Annotated in this window: 21 protein-coding genes; 14 read left to right on the top strand and 7 right to left on the bottom strand. The window is 65.6% G+C overall.

Features of this window, described 5'->3' with window-relative positions; all coding sequences use genetic code 11:
* The first annotated feature begins 65 nt into the window (after nt 1-65).
* From AC07VS_RS14690 to AC07VS_RS14655, 8 genes are all read left to right on the top strand, one after another.
* Entirely contained in the window at nt 66-1,925 is a 1,860-nt protein-coding gene (locus AC07VS_RS14690; RefSeq protein ID WP_492347826.1) for a methyl-accepting chemotaxis protein, read from the top strand.
* 21 nt (nt 1,926-1,946) lie between these two features.
* Nucleotides 1,947-2,636: a GntR family transcriptional regulator gene (locus tag AC07VS_RS14685; RefSeq protein ID WP_492347825.1), complete on the top strand. Its 690-nt coding sequence runs from the start codon at nt 1,947-1,949 to the stop codon at nt 2,634-2,636.
* A 218-nt stretch (nt 2,637-2,854) separates the two neighbouring features.
* Nucleotides 2,855-4,342 (top strand): nucleobase:cation symporter-2 family protein, encoded by a 1,488-nt coding sequence (locus AC07VS_RS14680; RefSeq protein ID WP_492347824.1) that lies wholly within the window; start codon nt 2,855-2,857, stop codon nt 4,340-4,342.
* A gap of 84 nt (nt 4,343-4,426) precedes the next feature.
* Entirely contained in the window at nt 4,427-6,739 is a 2,313-nt protein-coding gene (locus AC07VS_RS14675) for an NADP-dependent malic enzyme (RefSeq protein ID WP_494751323.1), read from the top strand.
* A gap of 133 nt (nt 6,740-6,872) precedes the next feature.
* Nucleotides 6,873-7,901 carry an ABC transporter substrate-binding protein gene (locus AC07VS_RS14670; protein WP_494751322.1) on the top strand — a complete coding sequence of 343 codons (1,029 nt, stop codon included), beginning with the start codon at nt 6,873-6,875 and terminating at the stop codon, nt 7,899-7,901.
* Nucleotides 7,902-7,995: 94 nt separating this feature from the next.
* The gene (locus AC07VS_RS14665) at nt 7,996-8,874 is read left to right on the top strand and encodes an ABC transporter ATP-binding protein (RefSeq protein ID WP_492347821.1); all 879 of its coding nucleotides are present in this window, start codon (nt 7,996-7,998) and stop codon (nt 8,872-8,874) included.
* A 12-nt stretch (nt 8,875-8,886) separates the two neighbouring features.
* Nucleotides 8,887-9,660 carry an ABC transporter permease gene (locus AC07VS_RS14660; RefSeq protein ID WP_492347820.1) on the top strand — a complete coding sequence of 258 codons (774 nt, stop codon included), beginning with the start codon at nt 8,887-8,889 and terminating at the stop codon, nt 9,658-9,660.
* A gap of 24 nt (nt 9,661-9,684) precedes the next feature.
* Nucleotides 9,685-10,170, top strand: a complete 486-nt coding sequence (locus AC07VS_RS14655) for a nucleoside deaminase (protein WP_494751392.1) — start codon at nt 9,685-9,687, stop codon at nt 10,168-10,170.
* Nucleotides 10,171-10,197: 27 nt separating this feature from the next.
* On the opposite strand, the gene AC07VS_RS14650 is transcribed toward AC07VS_RS14655, so the two are convergent.
* Nucleotides 10,198-11,226, bottom strand: a complete 1,029-nt coding sequence (locus AC07VS_RS14650) for an isopenicillin N synthase family dioxygenase (RefSeq protein WP_494751321.1) — start codon at nt 11,224-11,226, stop codon at nt 10,198-10,200.
* 595 nt (nt 11,227-11,821) lie between these two features.
* Between AC07VS_RS14650 and AC07VS_RS14645 the strand changes: the two genes are divergently transcribed.
* From AC07VS_RS14645 to AC07VS_RS14625, 5 genes are all read left to right on the top strand, one after another.
* Nucleotides 11,822-12,859 carry an ABC transporter substrate-binding protein gene (locus AC07VS_RS14645; protein ID WP_494656978.1) on the top strand — a complete coding sequence of 346 codons (1,038 nt, stop codon included), beginning with the start codon at nt 11,822-11,824 and terminating at the stop codon, nt 12,857-12,859.
* A gap of 34 nt (nt 12,860-12,893) precedes the next feature.
* Nucleotides 12,894-13,886, top strand: a complete 993-nt coding sequence (locus AC07VS_RS14640) for an isopenicillin N synthase family dioxygenase (RefSeq protein WP_494751320.1) — start codon at nt 12,894-12,896, stop codon at nt 13,884-13,886.
* Nucleotides 13,883-14,317, top strand: a complete 435-nt coding sequence (locus AC07VS_RS14635) for a VOC family protein (protein ID WP_494751319.1) — start codon at nt 13,883-13,885, stop codon at nt 14,315-14,317. Before AC07VS_RS14640 ends, AC07VS_RS14635 begins: the two co-directional genes overlap by 4 nt.
* A gap of 116 nt (nt 14,318-14,433) precedes the next feature.
* The gene (locus AC07VS_RS14630) at nt 14,434-15,300 is read left to right on the top strand and encodes an urease accessory protein UreD (RefSeq protein WP_494751318.1); all 867 of its coding nucleotides are present in this window, start codon (nt 14,434-14,436) and stop codon (nt 15,298-15,300) included.
* 53 nt (nt 15,301-15,353) lie between these two features.
* Nucleotides 15,354-16,091 (top strand): haloacid dehalogenase type II, encoded by a 738-nt coding sequence (locus AC07VS_RS14625; protein WP_494751317.1) that lies wholly within the window; start codon nt 15,354-15,356, stop codon nt 16,089-16,091.
* 26 nt (nt 16,092-16,117) lie between these two features.
* Here the strand turns inward: AC07VS_RS14625 and urtE are convergent, their stop codons facing one another.
* From urtE to urtA, 5 genes are all read right to left on the bottom strand, one after another.
* A complete protein-coding gene (gene urtE / locus AC07VS_RS14620) occupies nt 16,118-16,810 on the bottom strand; it encodes an urea ABC transporter ATP-binding subunit UrtE (protein WP_492347813.1) in 693 nt (230 codons plus the stop codon).
* Nucleotides 16,811-17,584: 774 nt separating this feature from the next.
* A complete protein-coding gene (gene urtD / locus AC07VS_RS14615) occupies nt 17,585-18,466 on the bottom strand; it encodes an urea ABC transporter ATP-binding protein UrtD (protein WP_494656984.1) in 882 nt (293 codons plus the stop codon).
* Entirely contained in the window at nt 18,463-19,590 is a 1,128-nt protein-coding gene (urtC, locus tag AC07VS_RS14610) for an urea ABC transporter permease subunit UrtC (protein WP_492349824.1), read from the bottom strand. Before urtC ends, urtD begins: the two co-directional genes overlap by 4 nt.
* A gap of 28 nt (nt 19,591-19,618) precedes the next feature.
* Nucleotides 19,619-21,205, bottom strand: a complete 1,587-nt coding sequence (urtB, locus tag AC07VS_RS14605; RefSeq protein WP_494656985.1) for an urea ABC transporter permease subunit UrtB — start codon at nt 21,203-21,205, stop codon at nt 19,619-19,621.
* A gap of 154 nt (nt 21,206-21,359) precedes the next feature.
* On the bottom strand, nt 21,360-22,625 hold the full coding sequence (urtA, locus tag AC07VS_RS14600; protein ID WP_492349826.1) for an urea ABC transporter substrate-binding protein: 1,266 nt from the start codon (nt 22,623-22,625) through the stop codon (nt 21,360-21,362).
* A gap of 738 nt (nt 22,626-23,363) precedes the next feature.
* Between urtA and AC07VS_RS14595 the strand changes: the two genes are divergently transcribed.
* Nucleotides 23,364-25,964 (top strand): EAL domain-containing protein, encoded by a 2,601-nt coding sequence (locus AC07VS_RS14595; RefSeq protein WP_494656986.1) that lies wholly within the window; start codon nt 23,364-23,366, stop codon nt 25,962-25,964.
* Here the strand turns inward: AC07VS_RS14595 and AC07VS_RS14590 are convergent.
* On the bottom strand, nt 25,932-26,732 hold the full coding sequence (locus AC07VS_RS14590; protein WP_492349828.1) for an N-acyl amino acid synthase FeeM domain-containing protein: 801 nt from the start codon (nt 26,730-26,732) through the stop codon (nt 25,932-25,934). The genes AC07VS_RS14595 and AC07VS_RS14590 overlap by 33 nt on opposite strands.
* Nucleotides 26,733-26,981 lie beyond the last annotated feature (249 nt).

Below are 26,981 nucleotides of genomic sequence, written 5' to 3'. Positions count from 1 at the left end.
GAGGGCTGCGGACCGTCACACAGCTCCAGTAAAGTCGGCCCCCTCCCAACACCCAAGACCTTCCCATGCTGAGTTCACTGCGTACCAAACTGCTGCTGATCACGACCCTCTCGGTCGTCGTGGCGCTGAGCCTCACCGGCGCCATCACCTACGTCCTGCTGCGCGCCAGCATCACCGAGACCGCAGCCCAGCAGCTGAGCGCGGCCCGCGAGGGCAATGGCATGGCCCTCGACCTGTGGGTGGCCGCCAAGGCCACCGCGGTGCAGGCCGCGGCCCATGCCGTGCAGCATGGCGACCCCCAGGGCATCGTGCTGCACATGAACAAGGCGGGTGGCTTTCCGGTGACCACCGTGGGCTGGACCGACAAGAGCTACGTCTCCAGCAGCTCCACCACCCCCGCCAACTACGACCCCACCGTTCGCCCCTGGTACAAGGCCGCCGCCGAGGCCGGCAAGCTGGTGGTCACGCCGCCCTATGCCGACGCCTCGACCGGGGTGGCCTTCGTGTCCTTTGCCGCCCCCATGCTGCGCGATGGCAGCCTGGCCGGCGTGGTCAGCGGGGCCGTGCCTCTGGACGGCGTGCGCCAGGTCGTGAACGGCGTGCACCCGACCCCCAACAGCCTGGCGATCCTGGTCACCCGCAGCGGACAGTTGCTGGCCCACGCCGACGCCAAGCTGACCCTCAAGCCGGCCTCCACGCTGTCTCCAGCGCTGGCTGGCGACTCGCTGAACCAGTTGCTCAGCGCCACCACCCCGCAGGAGCTTGAGCTCGGCGGTGTCCCCAAGCTGCTGCAGGCCCGCGCCATCCAGGGCACCGACTGGTACCTGATCGTGGCACTGGACAAGGCCGACGCCACCCAGGCCCTGGGCGAGGTGTCGCGCGGCGTGCTGCTGGCCACCGTGGTGCTGGCGCTGCTGGCTGCCGCGCTGAGCTCGGTCTTCACGGCTCGCGCCTTCCGCCGGCTGGCCCAGGTGCGCGACGCCATGGCCGACATCAGCTCCGGCGGGGGCGACCTGACGCAACGCCTGCCGATCTCGGGGCAGGACGAGGTGGCCCAGGTGGCCGGTTCTTTCAACACCTTCGTCGACAAGATGGCCATCGTGCTGCGCGACATCCGCCAGGGGGCCGAATCGGTTCGCCTGGCCAGCGACGAGATCCGCAACGGCAACCATGACCTGTCCAGCCGCACCGAAGGCGCCGCCAGCAGCCTGGAACAGACCTCGGCCGCCCTGGTGCAACTGACGGCCAGTGTTCAGCAATCGGCGGAAGCCACGGTGCGCGCCACCCAACTGGCCGGCGAAGCCAGCCAGGCCGCTGCCAAAGGAGGAGAAGTGGTGGCAGGCGCCGTGAGCACCATGGACGAGATCAACCAGTCCTCCGCACGCATCAGCGACATCATCGGCGTGATCGACGGCATTGCCTTCCAGACCAACATCCTGGCCCTCAACGCGGCCGTCGAAGCAGCACGCGCGGGCGAAAACGGCCGTGGTTTTGCGGTGGTGGCGGCCGAGGTGCGCAGCCTGGCCCAACGCAGTGCCACCGCAGCCAAGGAGATCAAGGGCTTGATCAGCACCTCGGAAGAGCGCGTCAGCGTCGGCACCCAGCGTGTGCAGGCCGTGGGCCAGACCATGGACGCCATCATGGGCAGCATCCGCCGGGTCAGCCAATTGATCGGGGAAATCAACGGCGCCATGCACGAGCAAAGCAATGGCATTGGCCAGATCAGCCAGGCCGTGGCCGAAATGGACCGCTCCACCCAGCAAAATGCAGCCTTGGTCGAAGAATCGGCCGCAGCGGCATCGGTGCTCAACGACCAGGCCCACCACCTGGCCCAGGCCGTTGGCGCCTTCAAGCTGGGCGACGCAGCCCCCCAAGGCACGGCCCTTGCACGGCCCAACCCGGCGGGCCAAGCCCGCCTGCACTGACCCCGGAGCCCCAAGACCCCCATGAGCAGTTCCCAGACCGAAATCGCACAACAGGTGGTGGAGTCCATCCTGGCCCAGAAACTGGCCCCCGGCGAACGCCTGGGTGAACAGGATCTGGCCGATCTTTTCGGCGTCAGCCGCACCCTGGTGCGCGAGGCGCTGATGCAGTTGCAGGCGCGCGGCTTTGTCGAGGTGCGATCGCGACGCGGCTGGTATGTGGTGGAGCCCTCGGTAGAGGACGCCCGCGATGCGTTCTCGGCCCGGCGCATCGTGGAGGCCGGCATCCTGGCCAGCGCGGGCGACGAGGGCCGGCCCCTGCAGGCCGTGACCCGGCGCCTGCGCCAACACATCGCCGACGAGCAAAGTGCCATCGAGGGCGCCGACGCAGCCGCCCGGGCCTTTCTGCTGGCGGACTTCCACGTCTGCCTGGCTGAAAGCATGGGGCACCGCAGCCTCACAGATGTGCTGCGCGACCTGACCGCCCGCACCACGCTGGCCGCCTCGCTGTATCAATCACGCCATGAAGCCAGCCAGTCGTGCCAGGAGCATGAAGCCATTGTCGAAGCGCTTGAAGCCGGTGATCTGCCCCTGGCCCGTGACCGCCTGTTGGCCCACATCGGCCATGTGGAAGAAGCCTTGCGCCCTGACACACCGCGCACCCACGACAGATTGCGCGATTCGCTGAGCCCGGTGCAACGCACGTCGGGCTGATCCCCTTAGACAGGCCGCCCATCATCTGATCGAGGGCGGCCCATAGGTACTGGCCTGCTTCTTGCAGGCTGCAGGCGCTCGGGTTTTCACTGAGCTCCGCACGGGTCGGTCTGTATACACTTTTCACATACACCCATGTGCACCAAGTGTGCAGATCCCTCGCGCGGCGGCCTCAGTTCTCCCACGTTCCGCCTTCTCCAGCCCTCAAGGAAATCAGCATGAATCCAGCGGTCCATCCCGTCGACGAACGCCTTCCCATCAACCGATTGGCCGCCCTGGGCCTGCAGCACGTGCTGGTCATGTATGCAGGTGCCATTGCCGTGCCCCTGATCATCGGCCGGGCCCTCAAGCTCGACCCCGAGCAGGTGGCCATGCTGATCTCGGCCGACCTGTTCTGCTGCGGCCTGGTCACCCTGATCCAGGCCCTGGGGGCCACGCGATGGTTCGGCATCCGGCTGCCGGTGATGATGGGCGTGACCTTCGCCTCGGTCGGCCCGATGGTGGCCATCGCCAACAGCAACCCCGGTGTGGCCGGCGCCCAGCTGATCTTCGGTGCCATCATCGGCGCGGGCGTCATCTCCATCCTGATCGCGCCGGTGGTCAGCCGCCTGCTGCGCTTCTTCCCGCCCGTGGTCACCGGTACGCTGATTCTGGTGATCGGTGTCAGCCTGATGCGGGTGGGCATCAACTGGATCTTCGGCAACCCCGTCGGGCCCACAGCCCCCAGCGTCCCGGACCCCGAACACCTGCGCTGGCTGGCCGAGGCCGGCAAACTGGCCGCGGCCCCAGGCTCGGCCCTGCCCGCCATCCCCAAGGGCCTGACCATCCTGCCCACGGTGCCCAACCCCAAGTACGCCGACCTGTTGGGCGTGGGGGTGGCCGCCCTGGTGCTGAGCTCCATCCTGGCCATCAACCGCTTTTCGCGCGGTTTTGCCGCCAACATCTCGGTGTTGCTGGGCATCGTGATCGGCGGCGTGGTCTCGGTCGCCCTGGGTCTGATGACCTTCGAAAAGGTTGGCAAGGCCCACTGGTTCGACATCGTCCTGCCTTTCGAGATCGCCACCCCGGTGTTCGACCCGCTGCTGATCCTGACCATGAGCGTGGTCATGCTGGTGGTGATGATCGAGTCGACCGGCATGTTCCTGGCCCTGGGCGAGATGACCGAGCGCAAGATCGACAACCAGGCCCTGACGGCAGGCCTGCGCACCGACGGCCTGGGCACCCTGATCGGGGGCCTGTTCAACACCTTCCCCTACACCAGCTTTTCGCAAAACGTGGGTCTGGTGGCGGTGACCGGCGTGCGCAGCCGCTTTGTGTGCGTGGCCGGCGGCGTCATCCTGATCGTGCTGGGCCTGCTGCCCAAGATGGCGGCCCTGGTCGAGTCCCTGCCCACCGTGGTGCTGGGGGGGGCCGGTCTGGTGATGTTCGGCATGGTGGCCACCACCGGCATCCGCATCCTGGGCGGGGTCGACTTCAAGGACAACCGCCACAATGCACTGATCGTCGCCATCTCCATCGGCGTGGGCATGATCCCGCTGCTGGCCCCCAATTTCCGCCAGTGGATGCCCCATGCCATCCACCCGCTGATCGAATCCGGCATTCTGCTGGCCACCCTCAGCGCCGTGGTGTTGAACCTTTTCTTCAACGGGGCACGCCACGATGAAGAAGCGATCCGAGCCGCTGCTCGCCAAGCCGACAGCCATTGAGCCTCCCGCCCCGCCTGACCGTCAGCATGCCGTCAGGATGGGGTAAGCTCTTGGCCCGCGTACGCATCCGTAGGAACCCAATTCATGTCTTCTTCCCTGTCTGCCGCCGAGCAAGCCTTGCGCGAAGCCGCCCTTGAATACCACCGCAAGCCGGTGCGGGGCAAGATCTCGGTCACGGCGACCAAGCCCCTGTCCAACCAGCGCGACCTGTCGCTGGCCTACTCGCCCGGCGTCGCCTACCCCTGCCTGGACATCCAGGCCGATCCCTCGCTGGCCTTTGAATACACCTCGCGTGGCAACCTGGTGGGCGTGATCACCAACGGCACGGCCGTGCTCGGCCTGGGCGACATCGGCCCGCTGGCCGGCAAACCCGTGATGGAAGGCAAGGGCTGCCTGTTCAAGAAGTTCGCCGGTGTCGACGTGTTCGACATCGAACTGGCCGAGCGCGACCCCGACAAGCTCGTCGAGATCATCGCGGCCCTGGAGCCCACCCTGGGCGGCATCAACCTCGAAGACATCAAGGCCCCCGAGTGCTTCTACATCGAGAAGCAGCTCTCCGACCGCCTCAACATCCCCGTCTTCCACGACGACCAGCACGGCACCGCCATCATTTCGTCGGCCGCCCTGCTCAACGGCCTGGAGCTGGTGGGCAAGGACATCGGCAGTGTCAAGGTGGCCGTGTCGGGCGCCGGCGCCGCCGCCATCGCCTGCCTGGACGTGATGGTCGGCCTGGGCGTCAAGCGCGAGAACGTCTATGTGTGCGACTCCAAGGGCCTGATCCAGAGCGAGCGCGACGATGCCAAGAGTGGCCGCCTCGATGAGTCCAAGCGCCGCTACTGCCAGACCACCTCGGCCCGCACCCTGGCCGACGTGGTCAACGGCGCTGATGTGTTCCTCGGCTGCTCGGCCCCTGGCGTGCTGAGCGCCGAGATGGTCAAGACCATGGCGCGTCAGCCCATCATCCTGGCCCTGGCCAACCCCGAACCCGAGATCCGCCCCGAACTGGCCAAGGCCGTGCGCCCCGATTGCATCATTGCCACCGGCCGCTCGGACTACCCGAACCAGGTCAACAACGTGCTGTGCTTCCCGTACATCTTCCGGGGCGCCCTGGACTGCGGGGCCACCAAGATCACGGCCGAGATGAAGCGCGCCTGCGTGCGCGAGATCGCCGACCTGGCCAAGGCCGAGATGAGCGACGAGGTGGCGGCCGCCTACGCGGGCCAGGAACTGAGCTTCGGCCCCGACTACCTGATTCCCACCCCCTTCGATGCCCGCCTGATCCTGCGCATTGCACCGGCCGTGGCCAAGGCCGCCCAGGAGTCCGGTGTGGCCACCCGCCCCATCGAAGACATCGAGGCCTACCGCGAAAGCCTGTCGCGCTTCGTGTATGCCACCGGCATGTTCATGCGCCCGGTGTTTGCCGCTGCCAAGGCCGCCAACAAGCGTGTGGCCTATGCCGAAGGCGAAGACGAACGCGTGCTGCGCGCCGCCCAGCTGGCAGTTGATGACGGGCTGGCCCGCCCCATCCTGATCGGCCGCCCGGCCGTGATTGCCGCGCGCATCGCCAAGGCCGGCCTGCGCCTGCACCCTGGCAAGGATGTGGAGATCTGCGACCCCGAAGACGACCCGCGCTTCCGCCAGTACTGGGAGACCTACCACCGCCTGATGGGCCGCCAGGGCGTCACGCCCGAGGCCGCCAAGGCCGCGGTGCGCCGCTCCAACACCCTGATCGCAGCGCTGATGGTCCAGCTTGGCGACGCCGACGCCATGTTGTGCGGCCTGGTGGGCCGCTACGACAGCCACCTGGAGCACGTGCGCGACATCCTGGGCCTGCGCGAAGGCGCCTCGGGCTTTGCCGCGCTCAACGCGCTGATGCTCGACAAGCACACCCTGTTCATCGCTGACACCTACATCAACGAGAACCCCGACGCCCAGCAACTGGCCGAGATCGCCCTGGCGGCGGTGGAAGAAGTGAAGCGCTTCGGTCTGCCGCCCAAGGTGGCCTTCCTGTCGCATTCGAACTTCGGCTCGTCCAAGCGGGCCTCGGCCTTGAAGATGCGCGAAGCGCGCGAGATCTTCGCGCGCCTGGCCCCTGATGTGGAGTGCGATGGCGAGATGCATGGCGACGCGGCCCTGTCCGAAGATGTGCGCAACCACTCGCTGATGGACAGCAGCCTGAGCGGCGAGGCCAACGTGCTGATCTGCCCCAACCTGGACGCGGCCAACATCCTGTTCAACGTGCTCAAGACCACGGGCGGACACGGTGTGACCATTGGCCCCATCTTGCTGGGTGCAGCCGCCTCGGCCCACATCATGACCCCCTCGTCCACCATGCGGCGTGTGGTCAACATGACGGCCCTGGCCGCCGCCAACGCTGGCGTGACACGCCCAGCCTGAGCGCGCTGAACCTGGCCACAGCCCCCGGCACGGCGCCCGCCGTCCCGGGGGTTTTTTCATGCGCCGCCAGAAGAGCCCAAGGGTTGGGCATCGTTTTTGCTTTGATGCCTTCCAACCAATGGAGCCTGTGTTGATGAAAAAACGTGCCTTCTTCCAAGCGGGTCTGGCCCTGAGCCTGGCCTTGGCCCTGGGCAGCGCCCAAGCCCAGAACACCCCGATCAAGTTCCAGCTCGACTGGCGCTTTGAAGGCCCGGCCGCTCTGTTCCTGCTGCCGGCCGCCAAGGGCTACTTCAAGGACGCCAAGCTCGACGTGACGGTGGATGCCGGCAATGGCTCGGGCGGCGCCGTGCAGCGCGTGGCCTCGGGCAGCTACGACATGGGCTTTGCCGATCTGGCCGCCCTGATGGAATTCCAGGCCAACAACCCCGACGCCCCCAACAAGCCGGTGGCCGTGATGATGGTCTACAACAACACGCCGGCCTCGGTGATGGCGCTCAAGAAGAGCGGCATCACCAAACCGGCCGACCTGAACGGCAAGAAGCTGGGTGCACCGGTGTTCGACGCCGGCCGCCGGGCCTTCCCGATCTTTGCCAAGGCCAACCAGGTGGGCGCGGTGCAATGGACCGCGATGGACCCCCCACTGCGCGAGACCATGCTGGTGCGTGGCGACATCGACGCCATCACCGGGTTCACCTTCACTTCGCTGCTCAACCTGGAGGCGCGCGGCGCCAAGGCCAGCGACGTCGTGGTGATGCCTTACTCGGAACTTGGGGTGAAGCTGTACGGCAACGCCATCATCGCCTCGCCCAAGTTGCTCAAGGAGAACCCCGCCGCCGTGAAGGCCTTCCTGCTGGCTTTCACCAAAGGCGCCAAGGAGGTCATTGCCAAGCCTGAGGCCGCGATCGAGTACGTGAAGCAACGCGACGGCATCATCAACACCGAGCTGGAAGCCCGCCGCCTGAAGCTGGCCATCGACACCGTGATCAACAGCCCCGATGCCCGCGCCGAGGGCTTTGGCCAGGTCAACGCGGCTCGCCTGTCGCTGATGGCCTCACAGGTCTCCGATGCCTATGCCACCAAGACCCGGGCCAACCCCGACACCGCCTGGACCGGCGCCTACTTGCCGTCGGCCGCCGAGCTCAACATCCTGCCGCGCAAGTAAAAGGAAGGCGCCCGGCCGACCCGCGGTGACGGGCGGCCATGCCGCGCCTTTCGAGCTTGTGCACTGCTGCCAACCCGCGTCCGGAGAGTTTCGCATGTCCGCCCCCCTCGCCCCCCCCGATTCCGCTGCGGCCCAAGCCGCCCTGAGCGGCGCCAGCGAAGCCCCCTACTTCGTCGATTTCCGGGATGTCTGGCTGGCCTACAACGACGAGTTGCTGGCCCAGAACCATTTCGCCGTTGAAGGCATCGACCTGCAGGTCCGTCAGGGCGAGTTCATCGCCATCGTCGGGCCCTCGGGCTGTGGCAAATCAACCTTCATGAAGCTCACCACCGGGCTCAAGATGCCCTCGATGGGCCGCATCCTGATCGACGGTCAAGCCGTGACCGGGCCGCTGAAGATTTCGGGCATGGCCTTCCAGGCACCTTCACTGCTGCCCTGGCGCACCACGGTCGACAACGTGCTGCTGCCGCTGGAGATCGTCGAGCCCTACCGCTCCAGCTTCAAGCGAAAGCGCAAGGAGTATGAGGCCCGCGCCCGCGCCCTGCTGCAGAAGGTGGGCCTGGCCGGCTACGAGGACAAGTTTCCCTGGCAGCTCTCGGGCGGCATGCAACAGCGCGCCAGCATCTGCCGCGCCCTGATCCATGAGCCCAAGATGCTGTTGCTCGACGAGCCCTTCGGGGCCCTGGACGCCTTCACCCGCGAAGAGTTGTGGTGCATCCTGCGCGATCTCTGGACCGAGCAGAAATTCAACGTGATCCTGGTCACCCACGACCTGCGCGAATCGGTCTTTCTGGCCGACACCGTGTACGTGATGAGCAAGAGCCCGGGCCGTTTCGTGGTCAAGCGCGAGATCGAGCTGCCGCGTCCGCGCGAGCTGGAGCTGACCTACACCAAAGAATTCACCGACATCGTGCACGAGCTGCGCGGGCACATCGGCGCCCTGCGCAAGACCGGCGCGGCCATCCACCAGTAAGGCAGGCAATTCATGGCCAACAACAAGAAAATGATCGAACGCTGGTCGCCCTGGCTGCTGCTGGTGGCGGTGCTGGTGACCTGGCAGGTGCTGTGCTCGGCCTTCAATGTGTCCGAGTTCATCTTTCCCAGCCCGGCGCGCATCGGCAGCCAGTTCATGGAGTTCAAGTGGATCATCGCGGGCCACGCCTGGCGCACTTTCTGGGTGACGATGGCGGGCTTCGGCCTGGCCATCGTGGTGGGCGTGCTGCTGGGCTTTGTGATCGGCAGCTCACGCCTGGCCTATGCCGCGGTCTACCCGCTGATGACCGCCTTCAATGCCCTGCCCAAGGCGGCCTTCGTGCCCATCCTGGTGGTGTGGTTCGGCATCGGCGTGGGGCCGGCCATCCTGACCGCCTTCCTGATCAGCTTCTTCCCCATCATGGTCAACATCGCCACCGGCCTGGCCACGCTGGAGCCCGAGCTGGAGGACGTGCTGCGCGTGCTGGGTGCGCGCCGCTGGGATGTGCTGATGAAGGTCGGGCTGCCGCGCTCCATGCCCTACTTCTATGGCTCGCTCAAGGTGGCCATCACCCTGGCCTTTGTGGGCACCACCGTGTCCGAGATGACCGCGGCCAATGAAGGCATCGGCTACCTGCTGATCAGCGCTGGCTCGGCCATGCAGATGGGCCTGGCCTTTGCCGGCCTGCTGGTGGTCGGCGCCATGGCCATGGCCATGTACGAGCTGTTCAGCCTGATCGAGAAGCGCACCACCGGCTGGGCCCACCGGGGCTCGCACGGCGAGTAAGCCAGGGGGATGCCCATGTCACCCATGTCACCCCTGAGCCATGAGCAATGCCTGCAAGCCCTGCACCATGCCAACCGGGTGGCCCTGCAGGCCATGACCCTGGGCCGCCACCCTTTCGGGGCCGTGCTGCTGGCCCCGGATGGTGTGACGGTGCTGGCTGAACAAGGCAACATCGACACGGTCAACCATGCGGAATCCACACTGGCCCGGGAAGCCGCGTCGCGCTGGTCGGCAGACGAGCTGGCGCAGTGCAGCCTGGTCACCACCTTCGAACCCTGCGCCATGTGCGCCGGGACGATCTATTGGGCCGGCATCGGGCGTGTGGTCTATGGGGCCTCAGAGACCGACCTGCTGAGCCTGACCGGCGATCACCCGGAGAACCCGACCTTGGACCTGCCCTGCCGCGAGGTGTTCTCGTGCGGTCAACGTGCCGTGCAGGTGCTGGGACCGTTCGCCACCCTGCGCGAGGAGCTGCTGGCTCCGCACCAGGGCTTCTGGGCCACGCGCTGATCGCGCCCGGCCCCAGCCCGGCCCGGTTCAATACGGCTTGAAGTTCGCCGCCACACGCTGGCGCAGGTAGTCGCCCGCGGTGATGGCCGGGTACTTCTTGTGGGGGCCTTCGATCACCGCGTCACGGTTGGCCTGGCAGAAAAAGGCCACGCTGTAGCGGGGGCCCATGGACTCGCCGGGTTGAGGGTTCTTCACACGATGGAAGTTGGAGGGCAGCAGATCATCGCTCCAGCGCATCAGCATGTCGCCGATGTTGCAAGTGATGGCCGCCTCATCGGGCTCCACCGAAGTCCAGGCCTGGGAATCCATCTCTTTGCCCGGGCACACCTGCAGCCCGCCCTGGCCCGGGCGCTGGAACAGCAGCGTCAGGCAATCGAAATCGGTGTGCGCGCCGGCACGCCACAGGTCCAGATGGGCCTGGGCTTCAGGCGGGATGGCGTAGTAGTGCAGCAGTCGCAGCGTGCTCTGGTACTCGGGGCTGGCAGGGTCGTGTGCGCCGGTGAAGAAATCGCTGGCAAAGCCCAGCTTGTCCGCAAAGCACGACAGCACCTTCATGCCCAAGGCCCAGCAGTCGGCCTCGAAGGCCAGCATGGTGGCCTGGAAACCCGGCAACTCCGACTCGGTGGGCCACAGGCCTGCCATGTGGGGGCGCGTGATCTGGTAGGACTCCTTCTGGTCCGGGGTCCCTGTGCTGGGCCTCACCTGGGCCTTGGTTTCCCAGCCCACGTTGTTGGCCTTCTGGTGCGGCCACTGGGCCTTGACCGCATCGGGCAGGGCAAAGAAGCGCTCCGAGGTGGCAAAGGCCTCGCGCACCGCCGCCAGGTCGATGCCGTGGTCGATGATCTGGAAGAAGCCCACATCCACGGCGGCCGACCACAGCTCGTCGGCAATCTGGGCCTTGCGGGTTTCATAGTCGGCCAGCGAGATGCGGCGGATCTCACGCTGGCCGGTTTCAGACCCCATGGCGCCCATGCGCGATTCCTTGGCCAGTTCAGACTGGGCCGAGGCGGTGGGTGGCAAGGGGGCGGCGGGGGACAAGAGGGTGGCAGTGCTCATTCAGGGCTCCTTCAAGCGGGATCAGGGGGTGGCAACACAGCCCGTACCCCAGAGACTGCCCCTGATCAATCGCCTGGCGTCAATCCAGTTCGATCCAACCGGCCGGGCTGGCCCCTGAGGCACATGCGGGCACCGGCCTGCTGTCAGGCTGGCCCCGCCGGGCCTCAAGAGCAATTCCCGGTCTGCCCCAGGCCTGGCACATGGACCGGCTCGGGCAGCTGAACGCTTCTACTCTTGCCAAGGTTCAAGCAGGTTTCAGGCCAGGCCTGGCTCGCATCAAACGCACCATCGTGGCGCAAAACGCCTCAGCCCGGTGCTGCCAGGTCCAGCTCAGCCGCACCGCCCCCAGCCAGCACCGCACTGTGGCAACCCTCTGGGGGTGGCATGAAAACTGCAGCCGGTGTCCGGCAAGAGTAGAAGCGTTCAGCGGCCCAGCCGCTCGGAAATTGCTCTTGAAGTCAGGCGCAGGCCACCGGGTTCTTCCCGGAGCAGCGTTGTCTTCAGGGGCTGGCCGCACGGGTGGCATCCCGAGACAGCGCCGGCCCGCGCCTCCAGCCCAACGTGCCCCACACGCCAACCGAGGAGTGCTTTTTCCATGCAACGCCGTTCCCTGCTGCGCGCCAGCGCCGCCGCCACACTCGCCACCACCGCTCTCGCCACCCCCTGGGTGCGCGCCCAGGGCTCGCTGCAGAAATTCAAGTTCAACCTGGGCTGGAAGATCGAAGCCTCGGGTGCCGGCTTTCTGCTGGCCCAGCAACGCGGCTACTACAAGGACGCCGGGTTGGACGTGAGCATCGACACCGGCAACGGTTCGGCCGCAGCCATCAGCCTGGTGGGCAGCGGCGCCTACGACGTGGCGTCGGCCGACCTGTCGACGATGATCGAATTCAACCTGGCCAACCCCACGGCGCAGTTGCTGGCCGTGGCCATCCAGTACGACCTGAACCCCAACTCGATCATCGTGCGCAAGGACGGCCCCATCAAGAAGCCGGCCGACCTCGCCGGCAAAACCTTGCTGGGCCAGCCTTTCAACGCCTCGCGCAAGCTGTTCCCGGCCTTTGCCAAGGCCCAGGGCTTCGACCCGTCGGGCGTGAAGTGGGAAAACGTTTCGCCCGACATCGGCGACACCCGCTTTGTGAAGGGCGACTTCGACGGCGCGGCCTACTTCTTCTTCACCGGCCTGCTCAACCTCAAGGCGCGCGGCATGGGCCCTGAGCAACTCACGGTGTTCCGGTTTTCCGACCTGGGCATGAAGTCTTATGGCAACGGCCTGGTGGCCAACCCCAAAAGCCTGCAGGAGCGCCCCGACGCCATGAAAGCCTTCGTGAAGGCCACGACCCGAGGCTGGATCGAAGTGATGGCCGACCCGCGCGCCGGAGCCGCCGCCATCAAGACCCGCGAGCCCCTGGCCAACGAAGAACTGGAATACGAACGCCTCAAGTTGATCGTGGACGGCACCATGAAGACCGCCGACACCCGCGCCAATGGCTGGGGGGCCGCCACCCCGGCCCGGCTGCAGGCCACCATCGACGAGACCGTGACCGCCTTCGGCCTCAAGGGCTCGCCCACGCTGGCCGAGTTCTGGACCGACCGCTTCCTGCCCACCGCGGCCGATCGCAAGCTGAAGGCCTGAACCCGCCTGCTCACCTGCCAACCGAGTCCACCCCATGCCGCAACTGCCCATCCTGGACCTGACCGACGCCCTGCTGCCGGGCGCGGCGCGCAGCGCTGAAGTGGCACGCCAGTTCGGCGCCGCCGCCCGCGACTCAGGCTTCTTCTACGTGCGCCACCACGGCGTGCCCGAAGCCTTGATCGCGCAGCAATTCGCCTTGGCCGAACAACTGCTGACCCTGCCTGCCGGCGTGCGCGACGCCCTGTCGATCCGCCACTCGCCGTCCTCTCGGGGCTACGAGGCCCTGGGCGCCCAGACCCTGGACGCCCAGGCCCACCCCGACCTCAAGGAAAGCTTCTACTGCGGTCTGGCCTACCCCGACGACCACCCCTATGTGCGCGCGGGCTACCAGACCTATGGCCACAACCAGTGGCCGCCTCAGCTGCCCGAGGCCCCGGCCCGCTGCGAGGCCTACCAGCAGGCCATGCTGGCCCTGGCCAGGCGGCTGATGCAACTGATGGCGCTGTCACTGGGTCTGGCCGAAACCTACTTCGACCCCAGCAACGGCAGCCCCATGGTGACCCTGCGCATGGTGCGCTATCCGCCCCACCCCGACAGTGCTGACGAGCGCACCTTCGGGGCCGGCGCCCACACCGACTGGGGCGCGCTGACCCTGCTGGCCCAGGACAGCCATGGCGGCCTGGAGGTGTGCACCCCGTCGGGCCAGTGGATCGATGCCACGCCCCTGCCCGGCACCCTGGTGGTCAACCTGGGCGACATGATTCCGCGCTGGACCAACGGCCTCTACCACTCCAACCCGCACCGCGTGCGCAACCGCCACTCGGGCGGCCAGGCGCGCTACTCGATCCCCTTCTTCTACGAGCCCGACTACCTGGCCCCGATCGAGCCCGTGCCGGGCACCGTGGCCCCGGGCGAAACGCCGCGCTACAGCCCCTGCACGGCGGGCGAGCACCTGCGCCAGATGTACCTCAAGACCTACGCGCCCGCGGCCTTGCCCACCTCGGACACCACCCCGGCCAACCCATGAAACTCTGGTTCAACCTATTCACCCCCGACCCGCAGGCCCTGCTGGATTTCTACCAGGCCCTGCTGGGCCTGCCCGAGTCCGTGGCCAGCCGCTCGCCCATCTACCGGGCGCTGGAGACGGCCGACTTCCAGTTGGGCTTCAACGCCCACCCGGCCTACGAACTGCTGGGCCTGCCAGAGCGGGCCCCGGCCCCGGGCAGCGTGCCGCCAGTGAGCGCCTACTGCACCTTCATGCTCGACACCGCCGAGGCGGTCAGCCACGGCGCCGAGCGCGTGACCGCCCTGGGCGGGCGTCTGATCAAGCCCCCCTACGCCACGTACTACGGGCAATGGCAGGCGGTGCTGGCCGACCCGCATCACAACGTGTTCAGGCTCAGCGCCATTGGCCTGCCACCCGGGGTGGCCAGACCGGCGTTTCCGCTGTCGGATTGAAGCCCCCTGGCACCCTTCACCAGAGGCCCTGAGGAAAGCGCCGCAATCCTGCGCAATCGTGCGCCATGTCGGCCCTGACCCTCTGAGGCCTCTTCGGCTCCCCTACACTCCAACGCATGTCCTGGCACGCCCGACTCGATCTCCAATACCGCCTGCAAGCCAGCCCCGCCGGATCCGGGGCCGACGCCGAAGCCCCTGCCCGCCGCACCGTGGCTCACCACCAGCATGATGGGCCGCTGCGCATTCTCAAAAGCCTCTACCCCGAGGGCCCGATCTGCCACAACGTGCTGGTGCACCCCCCCGGAGGCCTGGTGGGGGGCGACACGCTGGACATCCGCGTTCAGGTGGAACCCGGCGCGCACGGTCTGGTGACGACACCGGGTGCCACCCGTTTCTACCGATCCCTGGGTGAGCCTGCCCTGCAGCGCACCCACCTGCAACTGGCCGAGGGCGCTCGCCTTGAATGGCTGCCGCTGGAGGCCCTGGCCTACAACGCCTGCGAGGCCCGCAACGAACTGCGCATGGAACTGGCCCCCGGGGCCGAGCTGATGGGCTGGGACATCACCGCCCTGGGCCTGCCCCATGCCGACCAACCCTTCGCGCAGGGCAGCTTTGCCCAGCACATCGAGCTGCCCGGCGTGTGGCTGGAGCGGGGCCGCATTGCGGCCACCGACACGCGGCTGCTGCAAAGCCCGCTGGGCCTGGCCGGCCAGCGCTGCGTAGGCTCGCTGTTCCTGGTGGCCGGCAGCGCCCTGGGCCGCCAACGCAGCGAACAGGCCCTGGCCCTGGCCCGCGAAGCCAGTGCCGGCCACACCCTGGCCGACTGGAGCGGCGCCACCTGCCCCAACGAGCAGGTGGTGGTGGTGCGCGTGCTGGGCCCGCAGGTCGAACCGGTGATGCAGTTGCTGCGCGCGGTCTGGGCCCGCTGGCGTACCCAGCTGTGGCAACTGGGCAGCACCCCACCGCGCATCTGGGCCATGTAGGGGTGGCCGAGCCGCGACGGGCTTAAAGTGTGCAACCAACCCGGAGGCCCCGCATGACCCCCAACCCTGCCACTGAGCGCCCAGCCAACCCCGTCACCGCCGGGCTTCAGGTGCTGGCCTTTGACATCTTCGGCACCGTGGTCGACTGGCACGGCAGCCTTCGCGCCGAGGTCGAAGCCCTGTCTCCAGGCACCGATGGCGACGCCTTCGCCAACGCCTGGCGGGCCGGCTACAAACCCGCCATGGCACGGGTCATGAGCGGCGAGCTGGGCTGGACGCGCATCGACGAGCTGCACCGGATGATCCTGGACGAGCTGCTGCCCCGCTTCGGCCTGGATCACCTCGACGAGGCGGCGCGCCAGCACCTGAACCGCGCCTGGCACCGCCTGAACCCCTGGCCCGACAGCGTGGCCGGCCTGCACCGACTGAAGCAGCGCTACACCCTGTGCACCTTGTCCAACGGCAATCTGGGCCTGCTGACCAACATGGCCAAACGCGCCGGCCTGCCCTGGGACTGCATTCTGAGTGCCGAGGTGTTCCGGGCTTACAAACCCGACCCGGCCACCTACCTGGGCGTGGCCCAGGTGTTCGACGTGGCGCCCCATCAGGTGATGCTGGTGGCCACCCACCACGACGACCTGGCCGCGGCGCGCCAGTGCGGCCTGCGCACGGCCTACATCGAGCGCCCGCTGGAGCATGGCGCGGCTCACCCCAAGGACAGCTCACCCCAGCCCGGCAATGAGCTGCACGGCACCAGCCTGCTGCACCTGGCCGAGCAGCTCGGTTGCTGAAGGCCCTGCCACAGGGCCCGACCTGATCAGATCGCCACCAGCTGCCGGATGCCCTTGTCAGCCATCTCGCTGCCCGGGCCCCGGGCGATCACCTCGCCGCGCTCCATGACCAGGTAGTCGTCGGCCAGCTCCTCGGCAAAATCGTAATACTGCTCGCACAGCAGGATGGCCATGTCGCCCCGGTCGGCCAGCATGCGGATGACGCGGCCGATGTCCTTGATGATGCTGGGCTGGATGCCTTCGGTGGGCTCATCCAGGATCAGCAGGCGCGGCCCGGCGGCCAGGGCCCGGGCGATGGCGAGCTGCTGCTGCTGCCCGCCCGACAGGTCACCGCCACGCCGGTGCAGCATCTGCTTGAGCACCGGAAACAGCTCATACAGCTCGGCTGGCACCGGGGTGCTGCCCGGCTTGTAGGCCAGGCCCATGCGCAGGTTCTCTTCGACCGTGAGGCGGGCAAAGATCTCGCGCCCCTGGGGCACAAAGCCGATGCCGGCCCGGGCTCGCTCATAGGGCGTGGCCTTTTCGATGGCCCGGCCGTCGAACTCGATGCTGCCGGTCTTGATGGGCACCAGGCCCATCAGGCTTTTCAGCAGGGTGGTCTTGCCGACGCCGTTGCGGCCCAGCAGCACGGTGACTTTGCCGAGGGTGGTTTGCAGGCTCACGTCACGCAGGATGTGGGAGCCGCCGTAGTACTGGTTGATGTTCTTGACGGTCAGCATGGGTGTTTCTCTGGCTCTGCCGGGTGAGGGGTCGTCGAAGGGGTCAGCGGCGCCGCTGCGCTCTGATGGGTCTGCTGTTCGTTGCAGGGCGGAGGCCGGGATTGCGCCCCGGCGGGCGCCTCACTTTCTTTGTCTCGCCAAAGAAAGTAAGCAAAGAAAGGCGACCCGACGTGCACGCCCTGCTGCGCAGGGTCCGCTGCGCTGCTCAACTTGGGCGGGGTCTCGCTAAACTCGCTAGCGCTCAAACAGACGCGAGCCCTTATCCGCCCAAGTCTGCGCTGCTCGCCGTGCCCGACGGGAGGTGGGGATCGGGAGCCAACGGCTGCTGCTGCGCAGCGGCGCCTGTTTGTTTCAATCGGAGGGCGCGGCTGCTTCGCAGCGCGGGGGTGCACAGGCGCTCTGCCCAACACTTCAAACAGATGCGCACCAGCGCTGCTGGATGCACCAGGGTTACTGATTTCGTCAGTGCCTTCGCAAGCTCGCCCGCCCCCGATCCCGCTTGCCCCGTGGGGCAGGGCCGAGCAGCGCAGCGACAGGGGGATCAGGCCCCGCGTCTGTTTGAGCGCAGCGAGTTTAGCGGGGACCCCCCTGGCGCGAGCAGCGCAGGGAACCACGAAGTGGCCCTGACTTCGGGTCGCCTTTCTTTGCTTACTTTCTTTGGCGAAGCAAAGAAAGTGAGGCGGCCGCCGGGCCGCAATCCCGGCCTCCGCCCTCAAACAAAGAGCAGCAGGAAGAAAGCGCACCGAAGGGCAGACGCCAAACATCAACAAACCCTCACCTTCCAAGATAAACCTCAATCACCCGCTCATCCGCCTGCACCTGATCCAGCGTGCCCTGCGCCAACACCGACCCATCGCACAGCACCGTGACGATGTCAGAAATGGTCCGGATGAAGCTCATGTCGTGCTCCACCACCATCAGCGAATGCTTGCCCTTCAGCGTGAGGAACAGCTCGGCCGTGCGGGCGGTCTCTTCGTCGGTCATGCCGGCCACGGGTTCGTCGAGCAGCAGCAGCTTGGGGTCTTGCATCAGCAACATGCCGATCTCCAGCCATTGCTTCTGGCCGTGGCTCAGGTTGCCCGAGAGCCGGCTCACCGAATCGGCCAGGTGGATGGTGTGAAGCACTTCGGCCAGGCGGTCTTTCTGGGCCGAGTCGAGCTTGAAGAACATCGAGGCCCGCACGCCCTTGTGGGTTTTGAGCGCCAGCTCCAGGTTCTCGAACACCGTCAGGTGCTCGAACACCGTGGGCTTCTGGAACTTGCGCCCGATGCCCAACTGGGCGATCTCGGCTTCGCGGTAGCGCAGCAGGTCGATGGTGCTGCCGAAAAACACCTTGCCCTCATCGGGCCGGGTCTTGCCGGTGATGATGTCCATCATCGTGGTCTTGCCGGCGCCATTGGGCCCGATGATGCAGCGCAACTCGCCAGGAGCGATGTCCAGCGACAGCTTGTTGATGGCCTTGAAGCCATCAAAGCTCACGCTCACATCCTCCAGGTACAGGATGCGGCCGTGGCTCACGTCCACCTCACCGGGCACCATGACGCGGCCAAAGCCGGCCGTGCGGCCCCCCGATTCGGTGTTGTTCTTGCCGCTTTCCAGGGCGGCCATGCGGGCTTCGACGCGGCGAGCGCCCTGTTCCAACAGATCTGGCGTCATTTGGCGCCCCCTTCACGAATCTTCTTCACCAGGCCCACCACCCCATGCGGCAGGTACAGGGTCACCGCAATGAACAGCGCCCCCAGGAAATACAGCCAGAACTCGGGCGCCGTCACGGTCAGCCAGCTTTTGGCACCATTGACGATGAAGGCCCCGATCACCGGCCCGATCAGGGTGGCACGCCCTCCCACCGCAGCCCACACGGCCATCTCGATCGAGGCGGCGGTGCTCATCTCGCTGGGGTTGATGATGCCCACCTGGGGCACATACAGGGCCCCGGCCACACCGCACATCACGGCCGACAGCGTCCAGATGGTCAGCTTGTAGGGCAGCGGGTTGTAGCCCGAGAACATGACCCGGCTCTCGGCGTCGCGGATGGCCTGCAGCACACGGCCGAACTTGCTGCGAATCAGCCAGCGCGCCATCAGGAAGAAGCCCAGCAGCGTGAGCCCGGTCAGCACGAACAGCGTCATGCGCATGCTGGGGGTGGCGATCGGCAGGCCGAGGATGCGCTTGAAATCGGTGAAGCCGTTGTTGCCGCCAAAGCCGGTTTCGTTGCGGAAGAACAGCAGCATGGCCGCAAAGGTCAGGGCCTGGGTGATGATCGAGAAGTACACCCCCTTGATGCGCGAGCGGAAGGCGAAGAAACCGAACACCAACGCCACCAGGCCGGGCACCAGCACGATCAGCAGCAGGGTGGCCACAAAGCTGTCGGACAGCGCCCAATGCCAGGGCAGGGCCTTCCAGTCAAGGAACACCATGAAGTCGGGCAGGTCGCTCTTGTAGTTGCCGTCGCGGCCGATCTGGCGCATCAGGTACATGCCCATCACATAGCCGCCCAGGGCAAAGAACAGGCCGTGGCCCAGGCTCAGGATGCCGGTGTAGCCCCAGATCAGGTCCATGGCCAGGGCCACGATGGCGTAGCACATGATCTTGCCGACCAGCGCCACGGCGTAGTCGCTGAGGTGCAGGGCACTGTCGACCGGCACCAGCAGATTCAGAGCGGGCGCCACGGCGCAGACCACGATCAGGGCCAGCAGGAAGGCGCCCCAACCGGCGCCGGTCAGCAAAGGCGCTGGCGCCGGCAGGGTGAAGGATGAGGAGGTGCGTGAAGAGGGGGTCATGCTCATGGTCATGGAGTTCGCTCCTGGTTCAGGCTTCGGCGGAGCGGCCCTTCATCGCGAAGATGCCTTGCGGGCGCTTCTGGATGAAGACGATGATGAACACCAGCACCGCGATCTTGGCCAGCACGGCCCCGGCGATGCCTTCGAGGAATTTGTTCAGGATGCCCAGGCCCAGCGCGGCGTAAACGGTGCCGGCCAATTGGCCCACCCCGCCCAGCACCACCACCATGAACGAGTCCACGATGTAGCCCTGGCCCAGGTCAGGCCCCACATTGCCCACCTGGCTGAGCGCACAGCCGGCCAGACCGGCAATGCCCGAGCCCAGTGCGAAGGCATAGGTGTCGATGCGGGCCGTGTTGACGCCCATGCATGAGGCGATCGGGCGGTTCTGCGTGACGCCGCGCACAAACAGGCCCAGGCGGGTCTTGCCGATCAGGAAGGCCATGGCCAGCAGCACGGCGGCGGCAAAGGCGATGATGATGATGCGGTTCCAGGGCAGTTGCAGATTGCCCATGAGCACCACGCCACCACTCATCCAGCTGGGGTTTTCCACGCCCACGTTCTGGGCACCGAAGACCGAACGCACCAACTGCATCAGCATCAGGCTGATGCCCCAGGTGGCCAGCAGGGTTTCGAGCGGGCGACCGTACAGGAAACGCAGCACGCTGCGCTCCAGCGCGGCGCCCATCAGGGCCGAGGCAGCAAAAGAGACCGGCACCGCAGCCAGCAGGTACCAATCGAAGGCACCGGGCAAGTACTTCTGGAACAGGCCCTGCACCACATAGGTGGCGTAGGCACCAATCATCATCAGCTCGCCATGCGCCATGTTGATGACGCCCATCAGCCCGTAGGTGATGGCCAGCCCCAGGGCCACAAGCAGGAGGATGGAGCCCAGGCTGATGCCCGAAAACAGCGCGCCCAGGCGGTCACTCCAGACCAGCGAGGCCTCGATCTTCTGCAGCGAAACCTGGATCACGCCCTTGACCTCGGGGTCGGCCTCGTCTTTCAGACGCTCCACCAGCACGGTCTTGGTGCTGGCGTTGTGGCTGTCGCCCAGCAGGCGGGCCGCCTCCAGGCGCCTGGCCCGGTCGGCGCTGCCCAGCAGGATGCGGGCGCGCACCAGGGTCAGCTGCTCTTTCAGGCTGGCCACGCTTTCGGCGGCCAGTGCTTTTTCAATCAGGGGCAGGCGGGCTTCGTCGGTTTCCGCCTCCAGGGTCTTGAGGGCCTCGCGGCGCAGTTTCTCGTCGGGCGAGAGCAGCTTGAGGCCGGCCAGCGCGGCATCGAGCTCAGCGCGCATGCGGTTGTTGTTGATGACGTCTTCGGCATCGTCGGGCACGGCGCTTTCAGCGCCGGTGGCGGGGTCGATGGCCTTGCCATCGCGGACCAGCCAGACCTGCACGGACTTGTCGCCCGCCTTGATCTTGACGGCGTCGTCGGCCAGGGCCTGGATCAGGGCCACGGTTTTTTCGTCGGGGTTGGCCGTGGCCTTGGCCAGGGCTTCGATGCGGGCGTCGGTGTCGCCAGCGGCCAGCGCCTGGGCCAGTGCGGGCTCCAGGGCATGGGCCTGCAGGCTGGTCAGCACGGCAGCAAGTAAGAGGAGAAATCGGGTCAGCATGGCGCCTCGGCAATCAGGTTCGGGCGCCGCACCCGGCCGCATGGCCGGCGCGGCGCCCCGGGGACCTGCAAGGCGGGTTGCAGGTCGGTCTAAGACCTTGAACACGCGCTGAGCAGGGTCGGTGGTCAACCCTGCGTCAGGCCTCGTCAGGTCCTTACTTCTTTTCAGGCTCGTCGGCCTTCTTGTCGTTGCCTTCGATGTAGGGGCTCCAGGGCTTGGCCTTGACCGGGCCCGGGGTCTTCCAGACCACGTTGAACTGGCCGTCAGCCTTCACTTCGCCGATGAACACCGACTTGTGCAGGTGGTGGTTCTTCTCATCCATCTTGGACACGATGCCGCTCGGGGCCTTGAAGGTCTGGCCGGCCATGGCGGCAATCACCTTGTCAACATCGGTGCTCTTGGCCTTTTCGACGGCCTGCTTCCACATGTTGATGCCGATGTAGGTGGCTTCCATCGGGTCGTTGGTCAGCGGCTTGTCCTTGTGGCCAGCCACGTTGTGGGCCTTGGCGTAGGCGCTCCACTTCTTGATGAACTCGTCGTTGGTCGGGTTCTTGATCGACATGAAGTAGTTCCAGGCGGCCAGGTGGCCCACCAGCGGCTTGGTGTCCACGCCGCGCAGCTCTTCTTCACCCACCGAGAAGGCCACCACCGGCACGTCCTTGGCCTTCAGGCCGGCGTTGCCCAGTTCCTTGTAGAAAGGCACGTTCGAGTCGCCATTGATGGTGGACACCACGGCCGTCTTGCCGCCCTGGCTGAACTTCTTGATGTCGGCCACGATGGTCTGGTAGTCAGAGTGGCCGAAGGGGGTGTACTTCTCGTCGATGTCGGATTCCTTCACGCCCTTGCTCTTCAGGTAGGCGCGCAGGATCTTGTTGGTGGTACGGGGGTACACATAGTCGGTGCCCAGCAGCACCCAACGCTTGGCCGCACCGCCATCCTTGCTCATCAGGTAGTCGACCGCAGGAATGGCTTGCTGGTTGGGCGCAGCACCGGTGTAGAACACGTTCTTGCTCAGTTCCTCACCTTCATATTGCACGGGGTAGAACAGCAGGCCGTTGAGTTCTTCCACCACCGGCAGCACCGACTTGCGGCTCACCGAGGTCCAGCAGCCGAAGATCACAGCCACCTTGTCCTGGGTCAGCAGCTGCTTGGTCTTCTCGGCAAACAGCGGCCAGTTGGAGGCCGGGTCCACCACCACGGGCTCAAGCTTCTTGCCCATCACACCACCCTTGGCGTTGATTTCTTCAATCGCCATCAGCACGGTGTCTTTCAACACGGTTTCAGAAATGGCCATGGTGCCCGACAGGCTGTGCAGCACGCCGACCTTGATGGTGTCTTCGGCGGCGTGGGCCGGGATGGCGCTGATGCCCGCCAGCGCGACGGCGGCGGTGAGGGCCTTGAGGGTGAAGCGACGTTGCATGAGGGGACTCCGGTTGAGGTTGGATCGTTGCGTCACTGCGGCGGGTGCCTGGGAAATCAGTGACGACGGAAGTGATCGTAGGAACCGGGGCGCGATGCGGAAATACGCCGGGTGGCGTATGCGGCGCTACAAGGTCGAACCGGATCTGCCCGGGCCACCTGGATGCAACGTGGCGTCAGCCCAACAGCTTCGACCCTGAAATCACTCCGTGAGCTACATCAAAGCAACCGTCTGTCGAACTGATGAGGCCCAAACACTTCATAATGTTTGAAGCCGTTTTTGCCAGATTCATCAGTAAAGCTTGTCCCGAGCCAACCCCGTCGCCCCACCACTTCTCAAGCGATCCATGCGCTGCCAGCAACCGTGACCACCACTGCATTCCAGCGACTCGATCGGTGGATCTACCGGGGCCTGTTTGGCTTCTCGGCCTATCTGTTGCCGGTCGCGATTGCCCTGTTTTCTCTCTGGGCGATGTGGGTCTGGCCTTCAGCGCACCCTGAGGTGGAGAGCCACCGGCTGAGCTTCAAGGCCCAACTTCAAGAGCGCGCGACTTCAGACCCTCTGAAGGCAGATCGCCAACTGGCAAAGGCCCCCAGCTTCGAATTCTTCGATACCCGACTGTCCGAAAATCCGGTCTGGTTCCAGTTCAGCCTGCATCGAAAAGAAAATGAGAGAAATGAAACTGTTGAGTTTCCATCTCGCCATTTGATAAGCCTGGCATGTTGGGACCGCCTTGACATGCGATCCGTCGGACAGGCCACACGTGAACAACTTCAAGGTGATCTGATCGCCTCCCGCAGGGCCTTTGCCTACCCCGTGCCCGAGGGGCGAGCCGATCTCGAACTGACCTGCCAGGCCCAGTTCATCGGCCCTGCCCGGCTCACGGTGGAGCTGTGGAAGAACGCCGATCTGGCCATCGCGGCCCGATCCTACGAACGCAACTCAGGCCTGCTCGACGGAGGCCTGATCGTGCTGTCCGTGTTCGTCCTGATCACGGCCTTGATCAATCGCAACAGCACCTACCTGCTGTTCGCCATCTGGCTGACCATCAACCTTCGCATGGCGGCCTTGTCAGCGGGCTGGGACACCCAATGGCTGGACATGACCATCCCGGCGGAATGGATCCAGCGTGTCAGGCTGATCACGGTGGCCCTGATCTATGTGGTCACCGTCACGCTGTACAAGAGTCTGTTCAAGGAACATCTGAAGGAGGTCGATGGGTCGTGGCTGATGCGATTTACGCAATGGTCGTGTCCCCCTGTCCTGGCGTGCTCGTTGTTTCTGGGCTTCCCAACCTTTCTACCCATGCTCTGGGTCTGCGCCACCATCACTTGTGCGACGCTGGTGTTCTACTTGCTCAGGATCCTGCTGTCCACGAGGTCCACGGTAGCCGCCTGGTACGGAGCCTCCATTGCAGTGATGCTGGCATCCAGCCTGTATGAAGTCATCGCCGCAGCCTTGGGCTACAAGTCCCTGATCGGCTCGGTCAACAGCGTCACGGCAGCGCTGTCGTCCAGCCTGCTGGCCTCTCTGGCCATCGCAGCCCAGATGCGTGATGAGCACACCCGTCGACTGCAGGCTCAGGCCAAACTGCAACAGACCTATGAGGCACTACCCATCGGCCTGTTCACGCTGGACAGCCACGGCGCGTTTCTGAGTGCCAATCCGACGTTGATCTCGGCCCTGGGCCCCGCGGTGCTGGCCCCTGGCAGCAACCGCTGGGACCAGTATTTCGGCCCGGACTCCTGGCTGCGCCTGCAGCACATGCTCAACGCCCGGGTGAATGCCGAAATCGAGGTCCAGAGCACCCGCGACCGGCGCAGTGACAACGCCAGCAAATTTTTGGTCAAGGCGACCCTGGCGGGCGAGCACATCGAAGGTTCGCTGGAAGACATCACCGAGCGCTCGCGGGCCACCGCCCACCTTCAGTTCCTGGCGCATCACGACGCACTGACCAAGGCCTTGAACCGAACTGCCATCCAGGATGTGTTGGAAGAAGCCGTCTGGAACACCCGGCCAGGCGCATCGCTGGCACTGGCCTACCTGGATCTGGACCGATTCAAGCTGATCAACCACTTGTATGGGCACGCTGCTGGCGACGAGGTGCTGCGCCAGGTCGTGAGCCGAGTCACCCACCTGCTGTCCAACGAGATGTCGATCGGCCGGGTCGGCGGTGACGAGTTCCTGGTCACCATGCCTCAGACACGCATTGCACACGCCACTCTGCTGTGCCAGGGCATCATCAACAGCATCAGCAGCCGCCCCTACAAGGTGGGCGACCGCAGTTTTCACGTGCGCGGCTCCATCGGCCTGATCGAGGTACAGCTCGGTACCGAATCAAAGGACGCGATCTCCACCGCCGACCGGGCCTGTCGTGACGCCAAGGCAAGCCATGGCAATCACCTGGTGGTTTTTGAAAAGAACTCGCCCCTGTTCCAGGAACACCAGGCAGAGATGCGCCTGGTGGAGCAGCTCTCGGCCACCGGTGAAGCGCCCGAGGGGCTGTTCCTGGAAATGCAGCCCATCATGTCGCTGGATGCCCCGTTCAAATCGCTGAATTTTGAAGTTCTGCTCAGGATGCGCGACAGCAAGGGACAGCTCACACCGACCTCGCGCTTGATTGCAGCGGCCGAGTTCAGCGGCCGCATGGGCGTGATCGATCGTTGGGTGCTCTCGCAGACGCTGAGCTGGATCGAGGCCAACCAGAGTCGGCTGAAGCAGACCCTGTTCGTCTGCATGAACCTCAGCGGCGCTTCGCTCAATGACGAGCGCTTTGTGCAGGAGGTCTTCCAGATGCTCCAGCGCCATGCGACCATCGTCAATAGCCTGTGCCTGGAGATCACCGAAAGCGTCGCCCTGCACGACCTGGAGAACACCCGGCGCTTTGTCGACCGGGTGCGCAGCCTGGGCGCCAAGGTGGCGCTGGACGACTTCGGGGCCGGCTACACCTCGTTCTCGTACTTGCGAGATCTGCCGGCCGATCTGCTCAAGATCGACGGCAATTTCATCGTCAACATGAACCAGCACCCGGCCAATGTGGCCATCGTCGAGGCCATCGTCAGCCTGGCGCGCAACCTCGGGATGAAGACCATCGCCGAGTGGGCCGAAGACCCGGCCACAGTGCAAACGCTGGCCGACATCGGGGTGGATTACGTGCAAGGCTTCATCATCTCGAAATCGCGCGATCCGAACGACATGTTGCAAGGAGATGCCTCGGCCGACTTCATTCAGGACGAGGGCTTGAAGGCCATGGTCGCCGGCCTGGAAGAGCAGCGCAAACTGCCATCCGACCTGATCCCACCCGGCTCACTGGGCCGCAAGATGAACCTCGGCAGTTGAGCGCCGCACTGACATGGGCTGCAGCGCCGGCCTCACAACAGCCGCTTCCTGTTCAATCTCAATGTCCGGGTGACAGGTATGAAAGAAGAAATCGTACAGCGGGTGCTGTGAAGCACGCCACAGGGGCTCCACGTCCGCCACTTTCAGGGACATCACCCGGTGGGGCAGATTGCCCGCATGTTTCAGCGGCACACAACCCAACTCAGGAAAGACATCGGAAAACAGCAGGCGCTTGTACTGGCGATCAATTGGCGGGCGTCCGGCAATCACCATGCAGTCCACCTGAGACTGCACACAATACAGATAGAAGGCCTTGAACAGGACGGTCTTGACCAGGTGGCCGGCCACCCCATCCTTGATGCCCAGGCGCACGGCCTCAGCCAGGCGACGCCGGTGCAGCCATTCAGGCAAACGCACCGACTGCTCCAGCGGCAGCGCATCGTTCCGGTTGGTCTGGATGCGCATGGTGCCCAAAGGTGAGCCATCAAGCCGTGACTCGGCCAGCAGGACCACGGCGTCCGAGTTGAAATCGGACAACTCAGGCTGCCTCAGTTGCTCGGCAAACACCGGCAGGTGCCGTGCATAGGCGGCGTGACGCACAGCCACGGCTTTGGCCAGCTCGTCTTCCGTGCGCACCAGCCGCACCGTGAAGGGCAGATGTTGCACCGTCGTCGCAGTCGCGCCTTCGGGCACCGGATCGATGCCGGCAACCCTGGGGTCGGGAACGATGATGTCTGAAACGGGAAACGAGCTCATCACTGCAGCCATGTAGGCCTCCTGTGGTAACGGGTGGGGTGGGGTTGGGAGTTAAAACGCTCGCATCCACTCTAGAGTGGAACCTCTATCCGCAAGCCCCCGAAAACGGCTAGGAAACCGCGCTTATTCACTGGAAGAACAAAATTGACATAAATCAAAATGCCGGCGTCATGGCGTCTCGCGCATAACCCTCTGCATATCCGGCATGAACGGCACGGCATAACCCGCCTCACGGCGTGCATAACCCTTGGCGACTGATCA

It is taken from the genome of Curvibacter sp. GW821-FHT01G03 (assembly GCF_059422285.1).
Note: the sequence above shows the minus strand (reverse complement) of the source record. Positions and strands in the feature narration are given on the sequence as shown.